A 2,771-nucleotide genomic window follows, 5' to 3' on the forward strand; every position below is an offset into this window, starting at 1 on the left:
CCTGTTCGACATGCGGCGGCACCAAACCCAGCACACCCGGCCCGACCAGCGCATCGAAGAACACGATATCGGCGCGCGCGATCAACCGCTCCGCCTTGCGCGTCAGCAGGTCCGGATCGCCCGGCCCGGCCCCGACCAGCCAGACCGTGCCGGGGGTGAAATCGTCATGCGGCATGGCTCGCTCCCTGATTCAAGATCTTGGCGATGGCGGGGCGGCACGACCCGCAATTGGTCCCCGCCCCCAGCGCCGCGCCGATCGCGGCGACATCCGCCAGCCCCTGCGCCGCGATCGCCGATACGATCGTCTTCAATCCCACATCGAAACAGGCGCACACGATCGGCCCGCGATCCACGGCCGCCCCCGGCGCCCGCCCGGCCAGCACCGTCGGCGCCGCCTCCGCCTCGCCCAGTTGCGCGATCAGCCAGTCGCGCGCCGGCAACAGCCCGGTCTCCGTCACGAACAACGCCGCAACCAGCCGCCCGTCCACCAGCACCGCCACCCGCCGCGTACCGCGACTGGCATCCGCCGCCTCGATCCGCGCACCCTTCGGCAAGATGGCCTCCAAACCTACCGGATCGCCGTCCCCCGCCAACTCCCACAGCGTCCCCGCCGGCACCGCCACCCGCGTCGCCCACAGACACTCCGGCCGCGCCACCTCGCCGCTGACGATCAGGAAGCCCCGCCACCGGCACGCCACCGCCGCGATGCTCGCGGGCGACGCCTTGAACCCCGGCTGCCCCGACACCGGATCGACCAGCGGACGCGGCAGCAACCCCGTGCGCCCGCCGCTCGCCGTCCGGTCGGTCCAGTGGATCGGCACGAACATCTCGCCCGGCCGCTGCGCCTCGCTCACCCGCACCCGGTACAGGCTCTCGCCCTGCGGCGTGCCGACGCGCGCCAGCCCGCCATCCACCAGCCCTTCACGCGCCGCATCGTCGCCATGCACCTCCACCAGAGGCTCCTCGCGGTGCCGCGCCAACTTGGGCGACAGCCCGGTGCGCGTCATCGTATGCCACTGGTCACGGTAACGCCCGGTATTCAGCGTCAGCGGCCAGTCCTTCAGCGGTGCCGCCACCGGCTTCTGCACCACCGGCACCAGTCGCGCGCGCCCGTCCGGCGTCGGGTAACGTCCATCGGCGAACGGCTCGCCCCCCCAGCGGAACGGCACCATCGCATCATAATCGGCATTGCCCTTCGCCGCATGTCCCGGCAGCGCGAACAGCCGCTGGCCATCGGGCGCATAGGTCGACAACCGGCAATGCTCCCGCCAGATCTCCGCGGGCCGGTCATAGGCAAAGGCCGTTCCCCACCCCATCCGCCGCGCAGCCTCCTTGACGATCCACCAGTCGGGCCTCGCCTCGCCGGGCAGCGGAAACAGCGCCCGCTGCCGGCTGATCGTCCGGTCCGAATTAGTGACCGTGCCGTCCTTCTCGCCCCAGGCGGCGGCGGGCAGGCGGACATGCGCGTGCACGCTGGTGTCGGTCTCCGCCACCACGTCGCTCACCACCACGAACGGGCACGCCGCCAGCGCCGCGCGCACCGCGCCGGCATCGGGCATCGACACCGCCGGGTTCGTCGCCATCACCCACAACGCCTTGATCCGGCCATGCCCCAGCTCGCGAAACAGATCGACCGCCTTCAGCCCCGGCTTGTCGGCGATGGCAGGCGATGCCCAGAAGCGCTGCACCGCCGCCCGGTTCGCCTCGGCAAAGTCGCGATGTGCCGCCAATGTGGAGGCCAGCCCGCCCACCTCGCGCCCGCCCATCGCATTGGGCTGGCCCGTGATCGAGAACGGCGCCGCCCCCGGCTTGCCGATCCGCCCCGTCGCCAGATGGACGTTCAGGATCGCGTTCACCTGATCCGTTCCCGCCAGCGCCTGGTTCACCCCCTGGCTGAACATCGTCACCGTCCGCGGCGTCGCGGCGAACATCTCGAAGAAGCGCCTGAGGTCTGATGGCGCCACGTCGCAGACGCGCGCCACCGACCACAGGTCGCTTCCCTCTCCTACCCTGTCCCAGAAGTCCGCCGGCACCGACACATGCGCGGCCAGATAGTCGTCGTCCACCACACCCGCTTCGCGACACCAGTGGAGCAGCCCGTTCATCAACGCCACGTCGCTGCCCGGCCGGATGGCGAGATGCAGGTCCGCCTCCTCCGCCGTCTCGGTGCGCCGCGGATCGATCACCACCAGCTTCGCACCCGCCTCGCAGGCACGCCGGATACGCTGATAGACGACCGGGTGGCACCATGCCGTGTTCGATCCGACCAGCACGATCAGGTCGGCCGCATCCAGATCGTCATAGCTGGCCGGCACCACATCCTCGCCGAATGCGCGGGTATGCCCCGCCACCGCGCTCGACATGCACAGCCGCGAATTGGTGTCGATATTCGCCGACCCGATGAACCCCTTCATCAGCTTGTTGGCGACATAATAATCCTCGGTCAGCAACTGCCCCGACACGTAGAAGGCGACGCTGTTCGGCCCATGCTGCGCGATCGTCTCGCGAAAGCGCCGGGCGACCAGATCCAGCGCCTTGTCCCACGACGCCCGCCGCTTGCCGATCATTGGATGGAGCAGCCGCCCCTCCAGCCCCACCGTCTCCCCCAGATGCGTGCCCTTGGAACACAACCGCCCACGATTGGCCGGATGCTCGGGATCACCCGCAATGGAGACTTGCCGCTCGCCGGTGACGTTCGCGACAATCCCGCACCCCACCCCGCAATAGGCGCAAGTGGTTCGGATGGAGGTCAAAGCCCCTCCCCTTTAGAG

2 protein-coding genes are annotated in these 2,771 nt (G+C 69.9%); both read right to left on the reverse strand.

The features are described 5' to 3' along the window. Nucleotides 1-175 (reverse strand): SAM-dependent methyltransferase (locus Q0U08_RS19520; RefSeq protein ID WP_298093444.1); only part of this gene is annotated, 175 nt, incomplete at its 3' end. Then, complete coding sequence (locus Q0U08_RS19525) at nucleotides 165-2,753, reverse strand: nitrate reductase (protein ID WP_298093442.1); 2,589 nt, start codon at nucleotides 2,751-2,753, stop codon at nucleotides 165-167. The genes Q0U08_RS19520 and Q0U08_RS19525, both read right to left, overlap by 11 nt. Nucleotides 2,754-2,771 lie beyond the last annotated feature (18 nt).

The organism is uncultured Sphingomonas sp. (genome assembly GCF_946477935.1).
Taxonomy (GTDB): Bacteria; Pseudomonadota; Alphaproteobacteria; order Sphingomonadales; family Sphingomonadaceae; genus Sphingomonas.